Below are 8,059 nucleotides of genomic sequence, written 5' to 3'. Positions count from 1 at the left end.
GACCCCAACACGAACAACTTCCTGTTTCTCCCCATGGTCAGGAAATAAAAACCGGCCCTTCCAGGTCTGTCTGCCGCCCGTGCTCGCTTGACGGGCGGCGTTTTTATGGCTATGCTTAAACCAGCAACCCAATGAAAAGTTCAACCCCAAACCTCTACCCTCAAATCATTATAGGGTTAGCAGCTGTCCTGACCTTGATTTTCACGGGCGGCTGTAACTTACCCAAAGCCGGGCAGGCGCTCACCCCTACCGGCGATTTTGCCAGTACCGCCGCGGCCCAAACCGTCGCGGCATTAACCACCCAGTTTGCCCAGATGATACCTTCCTCCCCCCCTTCAGGGGGAGAAACACCTCCATCTGACAGAATGACCACAACCCCTTCACCTGCTGAAAATCCAGCGCCTTGCGAGCGCGCTGAATTTGTCAGTGATGTTTCGGTACCGGATGGCAGCGAATTCTCCCCCGGGCAGACTTTCATTAAAACCTGGCGGTTGAAAAATACCGGTTCCTGCACCTGGACGACCAGTTATCGAGTGGTTTTCGATTCCGGGAATGTGCTGGGAGCACCCCCAAGTTTCAACTTGCCGGTGAATGTTCCGCCGGATGGATTGGTGGATATTTCTGTAAACATGAAAGCCCCCGAACAACCGCGCGAATACGAAAGTTACTGGAAATTGCAGAACCCGCAGGGGGTCGTCTTTGGTCTGGGCAGCCGCGGTGATAAGGCCTTTTGGGTAAAGATTAAGGTGGTTACACAAAGCCCAACACCTTGAGATTCGATTCAACAAATCAAAACTACTTTCTCACCAACGGAAGAAATATAAAATTATCCATGTTCAGATCAATCGTACGCGTTGGTGTGATGTCGGATTGAGTCGGTGCTACACGCGTTGGCCGTGGCGTCCAGGTATTGGTCACCGTTGGAGGAATTGGAGAAGGTGAAGCTGTAAATGTTGGACGGGGCGTTCGAGTATTGGCCATGGTAGCCGTTGGGATTTCGGGTGTCCAGGTAAATGTTGGGGTCGCTGTTCGGGTCGGAGTCGCTGTTCGGGTTGCGGTAATGGTCGGCGGAACAGGTGAAGGGGAAGAGGTGAAGGTTGGATTCACACCAGGGGTGAATGTTGCCGTTCTGGTTGGCGTTATTGTTGGCGGTAAAGGCGATGGTGAAGGTGTAAATGTCCATGTGCTAGTTGGCGACGGCACCACGGTCGGGGGGATATTGTCAAAAGCCCCGGAAACCACCCACAAAGGCGGTGTCCCGTTTCCCGTTACAATCGTCGTTCCGTCCATCAATTGACCGTCTTTTCCATTGCCGCTATCATCACTGACCATTAAACCGCTGCCATTAGACATTTTGTAATACGCCACCAGTCCAGCTTCGTTGCCGTTCAGCTCAGTCATCATTGTGTTCTGAATTTCCTGCTGGCTCAGCGCAGTCGAGTAGATGCGTAATTCATCAATTTGTCCTTGAAATCCCCAAAAACTATGATTTTGATTCTGACTGTCTGCTTTGATCATACCGCCAAAAAATAACACCGGTTGAGCGGGCGGCTGGGCAGTTGCAATGCAGTTCACCGAACCAATCAGAGAGCCGTTTTTATAGGCTGAAAGGAAACCATTGCCATGCACCAGCGCAATGTGCATCCATTCATTCAGATTGTATCCGAATTGAATCAGGCGAATTGGCGAAGAAGGACGATAGGTACTAGGATCAGCCGGATCATAACAGGCCATCCACACCCAAATTTGAGTCGGTCCGCGGCTGATGCCCCACCAGCGTGCAAAATCTCCAAAGATATTGTCGCACTGTGCCGGTTCGATGCGCAGGATACCATTGATGACCGAACAATCGGCTGCTCCTTCCGGTTTTACCCATAAACTGACCGTTTTGGTTTGCTTCCACCCCTCATCTGGAAAGAGATCAACCGTCCTGCCAAGGTTGACCATGTCATCAGCACCATCAAACGATAATGCAAACCCCGCCAGACCATCCGCCCGAACAACCAGATCAGGAGCAAAACCAACCGTCATTCCCCCGACAACGAATACAAAAATGAGCACTGATACGATAAACCGAACACCTGAGCGATCAAACACGGCAATCACACGCCATCCTTTTCAAAAATTGAGCGCTTTTCGTGCACTTCAAAATTGGGCATATCTCCCCCTGTTTCGACAGCGGTTCAGAAGTTCACCCAGTGGACCGAAAGTGCACGTCAACCTGCCAGAATCCAATTCTTCAAAACCGATGAAGTGAAGATTGGAAATCAATACGCATATCAAATTGTCAATATTTTTTATCTAAATAATTGAATTCATCATACCTGAAAATCAGTAAAAAGTTCTTTATAATTTTTTTATAGTTTTTAGCGGGTTTATTTTCTTTTTCTACCCCGCAACCATCCCAACACCATACTCGCCCCAACCAGCCCCGCCAAAAAGAAAAGGCCCATTTCAAAAGAAAAGGAATCAGCAGGGCGACTTTCTTCGATCTTGCCAGCCTGCTGCAGGGTGGGTGGTGCGGCGGTCGTAGAAGGAGTAATGGCTGGCAGTGTCGAGGATAGTTCTACTTTCCTCTGTTCAGGCGTTTTTGAGGGAGTAGCCCGGATAATGCCAGGTGTATCGGTCAAATCGCCTGTTTTTATGGGCGAAGCAACCATACCCGAGGATAGAAACCAATCCCGGCTGATCGTATCGGTGCTGAAAAATTCCCACAATTGTTGGGCTATCTTCTCCGCCCCCTGAGTGGATGGATGCGTACAGTCCGCTGTCAAATCGCTTGCCAGCCATGTGAACCCATCCTTTCGGGGATTCTCCCCATCCGCCCAAAGATAAGGTCCCCATGAAAGATAAGATGCTTTGACCTCCCCATTTGACGGGTTAAAATTCAACTGTGGATCCCCTTGTATTTGCTTCTCAATCAACCACTTGACCGCAAAACCGGTTTCATAGGCCAGCGGCTCCGGGCTTAACCCCCGCCAGTAAGTATAAGAACGTGTTCGGCTGGAAAGGAACACCAGTTTCAAATTGGGGAATTTCGTCTTCAAATGCTGGACAATCACCTGCAAGTCCGATTGTAAGGCTAACGCCTTCTGCGGAAAATCTCCCCCGCCGGTATTGGTCAGCTTAACCCATGCAACCTGCACCTGTTGGGAGGAAAACCCATAGCCGGTTATTCGCCTATCCAGTTCCTGCCAGGCTATCCCTTCAGGGTTGCTCCAGCGCTCTGCAATCTGGTTGGGCAAAGCCCCATTCAACAACACCACCTTCGGATTGAGTTCCGCTTTTTGCTCAGCCAGCCGACTGAAAGCCCCGAACTCGGTTGCAGTGTTGGACATGCCAATCGAAATGAACAAAATCCGCCCATTTTGATCATCCACCCGCCCGTCGGTGGCCAGCGGTTGAATCTGGCGGGATAAATCCAAACCGGCGGCTTCGTGCTGCGCCGGGCGCTTGTTGCTTCCGTTCGGATACAATCCGCCCCTAAAACCGGTTGCCTGACCGTCCATCCGTACATACGCATCCCCCCCCAGTTCCGTCAGGGGTAACGCCACCGGTTGAAACGGCATGGAACAAATTTCCGCCGGCTGTTGAGACTGTCCCCGCACGGGATGAAACACAAACGCCAGCAGAACAGGCAAGACCATCCATGTCCATGACAAAATACTTGGAGGCTTATTGAGAAATTTCACATCGATCATCCGATTAGCGGCTCACTCCTGTTTCATTTTACCCAACGGGAGTGAGCCGGTTAAGTGGCCTCAAAAAAATTAGGGCGAAATCACGCTTTAAGGCAGACGGGTAATCCGCCCCTGGCCGCCTTCAGGATACTGGGCAGCGGTAATTACGCCGCCCAAACCAGATTGAATGTAATTCCGAAGGGATTGCTGGTAAGTGACACCCACAGTAGTAAAGGCAGCCCCCCGGAAGGGATACTGATCACCACCCCGCGCCAGAAAATCAATCGTCGCTACCGTCAAATCCGGCCCGGGGATGACACTGCCATCTCCAACAACCTGGGTGCCGTCATCCAGGAATACATCCCTGACCCTCGAACCAACCGTGACGATATTTCCATTTGAATCCAGTATTTGAGCGGTACCGGCCGGATCCCAGGTGAAGCGGAAACCGGAAATCTGGGCAAAACGCCCATCCCCAAACTCCACCCGCGAAACGGCATTCTCCAAAATTTGCTTGAACTGATCTCTGGATATTCCTTCCACAATTGAAACAAAGTTGGGGAAGGGCAAAATCGAGAAAGTGGTCAATTCGGTAATGTTGCCTGCCGGAATAACGGAGGCATTCCGAATACCGCCGCCATTTTGGAGAGCCACCTGCGGCACACTCACCCCGTACAAGCCCGCCAGTTGAGCAGCCTGCCACCGCAAGGCATCGGCAGTCAAATTGCCTAAATTCGTTTCCCGGCTGCGAATGTTGGTTCTTGTGCCGTCCAATGGCACTTCGGAGACCCCAATCACATTCATGCTCATTTCATTGAGTGCCTCAATCAGCGGCTCAACCACTCTGCTCTGCACTTCTGGATGGGGCGGAACTGCATCCGGTTGATTGCCGCCGGCAACCCGCACCGGGCCACTTTGAGACTCATCAATCATGACCAGATTGCCGGCTTTGTCGAAGCCCGCTACCAACCGCCCCACATAGGAATAACTACCAGCGGTTGTCACCACCGGCACCTGAACACCGCTGGAATCGGTTGCCCATAAGGGGTAGGAGCCAAAAATACGGGTTTCGTCACCCGGTACCAGCACTTGCCCGGGATTGGCCAGCACCTCATCGCCACCGCCAGCGATGATGATATCAATTCCGGACAGGTAAGGCACCATTGAAAGGTCTTCGGTAATGCTTTGCAGGTGGCTGATCAGGATGATTTTGTTGATTTTCATTGCTTCCAGCCTGCGAACTTCTGCCATGATTGCTTCGGCAACCATATCATTGACACGCACGTTGCGCGGGCTGGAGATGTATGGAAGCATTGGAGTAGTTGCGCCAATAATGCCAACCCGTCCGGCGGGAGTTTTTACAGTTGTGCTGGCTGCAATCCTTTTCTGATTTTTCAATTCCTGCAGGCGCGGCTCAGCCGAGAAGTCCAGATTGACGCTCAGGAAAGGCGGTTTCGATACCGAAAAACCTTGAATGAAGTCTGCCAGAACATCCGGGCCAAAATCAAAATCGTGATTGCCCAGCGCAATCGCATCATATCCGATTAAGTCCATAGCGATGCTGTCATAAAATGGCACGCCTTTTTCAAGGCTGGCATTGAATTCCGGCCCAGCCAAAAAATTATCGCCAGAGGAGACCATCACCACACTGCGCGGGGCAGAAGGAACCGGCGGCTTACCGTGGACGGCATCCCACTTCAATCTATCCACCATTGTTTTGAAACGCGCCGCACCGCCAAAATCTTCTAACCCCCTTCCAAGATTGATTAAGTCCGACTCTCCGTCATTGTTATGTAAAACAGTCAGCCAAAAAGCAACTTTTGGCTGACTGGCTTGAACGGTTGAGTTGGGCAATAGACCAACCCCAAGGGAGAGAATTATCAAAAAAGTCAAAATATAAGAGGCTGTTTTTTTCATTTTTTCTCCAAATCTGATCAAATAACGGGAAAGGAACAGTAATCAATAACCCGACCGGCATAATTAAGCATGATGTTTTTAAGTGATTCACCTCCTCTGGAAATAATTATTGACTAATACAATTTATTATATCAATTTTTGCTTTCCTTTCATTAAAAATTGTTCGTTACGGACAGGATACCCCCCTTTTGGAGAGGACAAAATTGGCAATTGACCGTTATAATGAACCTGTACAGCACGGCATACAAGCCATCCTCTGGGACATTATGTTTCTTCGGTGTTAGCGTTTTTTTGAAGGCAGGAATGAATGAACCCTCTGAAATCTGCTACCCGTGTTGCTCTGGCTTCTGATCAGGCAATTTACCGTAAGGGTCTCTCTTCTTTGATCATGAGCATCAAAGATTTCCAGCTGGTCGGCGAGGCTCAGAGTGTGGTTGAAATTGTCGAATTATGCAAATTAACTCAGCCTACCCTTGTCCTGCTCGACTTCAAAAGCTCAGCCGAACAGGCCCATTTTCTGGTCAACGAAATTCACTCCCTGTGGCCAGCCATGAAGATCGTCCTGCTGCTCGACTGTCCCGAAGAAACCTTGCCCCTTGAAGAATTTGGCTCGGTGCCGCTTTATCTCTTTTCGCGGGATGTCAACGAAGAAGAATTCAAAGCGGCTTTGATGCAGGTCGAACGCGACCCTTCTCCTCCAATCGAAAAAGAAGAAATGCCGCATCCAGTTTTCAGCCACACCAACTTCACTGTTTTTGAAAAAGATTTGGAGGAAGCCTTCACCGCTGCCCGATCCGCTGCAGCCGACAACGAAGAATTCACCAACCGGGAATTAGCCATGGCCGGTAAAATTCAGGCTGATATTCTGCCGGAAGAATCACCCCATCTCGATGGCTGGGAAATTGTAACTGCCTTACAGCCAGCCAGAGAAACTTCCGGCGACTTTTACGACTTCATCCCACTTTCCAATCACAAAATAGGCTTTGTAGTGGCAGATGTTTCTGACAAAGGGATGGGGGCGGCTCTGTTCATGGCTTTGAGCAGTACACTCTTTCGAACATACGCGGTACGTTTTCCCACCCTTCCAGCAATTACGATGAGTGCGGTCAGTGAGCGCATCCTTTCGGATACCCGCGGGAATATGTTTGTTACCGCCTTCTTTGGTATTTTAGAACCCGTGACGGGCAGGTTGACTTACGCGAACGCCGGACATCCACCCGGTTTCCTGATCGGCGTTTCCGGCAAAGGTAAGATCTCACTGAGCGAATTGAAAACTACCGGCATGGCCCTGGGGGTATCCGAACAGGCACGCTGGACCCAAAAAACAATCCGGATTTCTCCCGGTGATTTGCTGATCCTGTATACTGACGGAATCACCGAAGCGCAAAATGAAAAAGGCGACTTTTTCGGTGAAGATCGCCTTTTGGATGTAGCCCTGGCCTACGCCAGCCACTCTGCTGCGGAAGTCCACCGCGCCATTCTGAACGAAGTACAGCATTTTGTCGGTGCTGCCCGCCGCTCAGATGATATTGCCCTCATTGTTGTGCGCAGGCTGTAAACGCACACGATACCGGGTTACACTGCTTTTCCTGCAGCCCTGGCACGTTCAAGGATGCGCTCAGCAGCCTTGATGACCGGGGCATCCACCATTTTTCCGTTCAGGGCAAATGCCCCTTTGCCTGCCTGCTGATAGGCTTCAGCTGCTTCGACAACCCGCTTTGCAAACTCTATGGCCTCTGCCGAAGGAGTAAACGCCTCCTGAACCACCTGAACCTGATTTGGGTGAATGATCTGCTTGCCGGTAAATCCCATCGCCGCACCCGACAGCGCTTCCTGCCGCAGCCCTTCCAAATCCTGCAAGTCCAACCAGACCATATCCATCGCCTGCAAATTGAAGGCGGCAGCATGCAAAACGACCGCGCTGCGCGCATATAACAATTCGGTTGCAGCCAGACTGCGCACAGCACCGATACTCCCCGCAAAATCCTCTGCCCCAAAGATCAAACCTTGCAGGCGTGCATCTATCGTACAAATTTCTCTCAAATTCAAGACCGCCTGAGGCGTTTCAATCAAAACCAGTAAGGCAATTGATCCGTGTCCCCACCCATTGGCCTGCTCAACGGCGGCAATGCGCTGGCAGACCCATTTCACCTCATCAGCCCCTTCAATTTTCGGGATTACAATCCCATCCGGGTGAGCATTCAGCACAGCGTGCAAGTCCTCTTCTGCCAATCCCGACCCTAAAGAATTAATCCGCACCAGCCGCTCGGAGCGGCCAAAATGGACCGTTTTCAGGGCTGAGGCAATGTTCTGCCGGGCAGCCGATTTGCGATTGACCGCCACACCGTCTTCGATATCCAGACAGATACTATCCACATCCAGGCTGGCGGCTTTGTGAATTTTTCGTTCATCATCGGCTGGCACGTATAGCATGGCTCTTCTGGCGGGCATACTTCCTCCTT

At 50.9% G+C, this 8,059-nt stretch carries 6 protein-coding genes; 2 read left to right on the top strand and 4 right to left on the bottom strand.

Going from position 1 to position 8,059, the window contains the following annotated elements:
• Nucleotides 1-131: 131 nt before the first annotated feature.
• Nucleotides 132-773, top strand: a complete 642-nt coding sequence (locus tag VAE48_RS04280; RefSeq protein ID WP_322792084.1) for an NBR1-Ig-like domain-containing protein — start codon at nucleotides 132-134, stop codon at nucleotides 771-773.
• Nucleotides 774-795: 22 nt separating this feature from the next.
• Here the strand turns inward: VAE48_RS04280 and VAE48_RS04275 are convergent, their stop codons facing one another.
• The 3 genes from VAE48_RS04275 to VAE48_RS04265 all read right to left on the bottom strand — a co-directional run bounded on the left by VAE48_RS04275 (nucleotide 796) and on the right by VAE48_RS04265 (nucleotide 5,597).
• Nucleotides 796-2,031 carry a LamG domain-containing protein gene (locus VAE48_RS04275; protein ID WP_322792083.1) on the bottom strand — a complete coding sequence of 412 codons (1,236 nt, stop codon included), beginning with the start codon at nucleotides 2,029-2,031 and terminating at the stop codon, nucleotides 796-798.
• Nucleotides 2,032-2,375: 344 nt separating this feature from the next.
• Nucleotides 2,376-3,647 (bottom strand): hypothetical protein, encoded by a 1,272-nt coding sequence (locus VAE48_RS04270; protein ID WP_322792082.1) that lies wholly within the window; start codon nucleotides 3,645-3,647, stop codon nucleotides 2,376-2,378.
• A gap of 141 nt (nucleotides 3,648-3,788) precedes the next feature.
• Nucleotides 3,789-5,597, bottom strand: coding sequence for a bifunctional metallophosphatase/5'-nucleotidase (locus VAE48_RS04265; RefSeq protein WP_322792081.1), 1,809 nt, complete (start codon nucleotides 5,595-5,597; stop codon nucleotides 3,789-3,791).
• 307 nt (nucleotides 5,598-5,904) lie between these two features.
• Between VAE48_RS04265 and VAE48_RS04260 the strand changes: the two genes are divergently transcribed.
• Nucleotides 5,905-7,155, top strand: a complete 1,251-nt coding sequence (locus tag VAE48_RS04260) for a SpoIIE family protein phosphatase (RefSeq protein ID WP_322792080.1) — start codon at nucleotides 5,905-5,907, stop codon at nucleotides 7,153-7,155.
• Between the two features lie 17 nt (nucleotides 7,156-7,172).
• On the opposite strand, the gene VAE48_RS04255 is transcribed toward VAE48_RS04260, so the two are convergent.
• Entirely contained in the window at nucleotides 7,173-8,048 is an 876-nt protein-coding gene (locus VAE48_RS04255) for a CoA ester lyase (RefSeq protein WP_322792079.1), read from the bottom strand.
• Nucleotides 8,049-8,059: the final 11 nt, after the last annotated feature.

It is taken from the genome of Bellilinea sp. (genome assembly GCF_034432615.1).
In the GTDB taxonomy this organism is placed as follows: domain Bacteria; phylum Chloroflexota; class Anaerolineae; order Anaerolineales; family Anaerolineaceae; genus Bellilinea.
Note: the sequence above shows the minus strand (reverse complement) of the source record. Positions and strands in the feature narration are given on the sequence as shown.

What these genes read in the sequence shown, in the direction of transcription:
- VAE48_RS04265 (WP_322792081.1), bottom strand. Translation starts at nt 5,597, where the DNA reads ATGAAAAAAACAGCCTCTTATATTTTGACTTTTTTGATAATTCTCTCC.
- VAE48_RS04255 (WP_322792079.1), bottom strand. Translation starts at nt 8,048, where the DNA reads ATGCCCGCCAGAAGAGCCATGCTATACGTGCCAGCCGATGATGAACGA.
- VAE48_RS04270 (WP_322792082.1), bottom strand. Translation starts at nt 3,647, where the DNA reads ATGGTCTTGCCTGTTCTGCTGGCGTTTGTGTTTCATCCCGTGCGGGGA.
- VAE48_RS04280 (WP_322792084.1), top strand. Translation starts at nt 132, where the DNA reads ATGAAAAGTTCAACCCCAAACCTCTACCCTCAAATCATTATAGGGTTA.
- VAE48_RS04260 (WP_322792080.1), top strand. Translation starts at nt 5,905, where the DNA reads ATGAACCCTCTGAAATCTGCTACCCGTGTTGCTCTGGCTTCTGATCAG.
- VAE48_RS04275 (WP_322792083.1), bottom strand. Translation starts at nt 2,031, where the DNA reads ATGACGGTTGGTTTTGCTCCTGATCTGGTTGTTCGGGCGGATGGTCTG.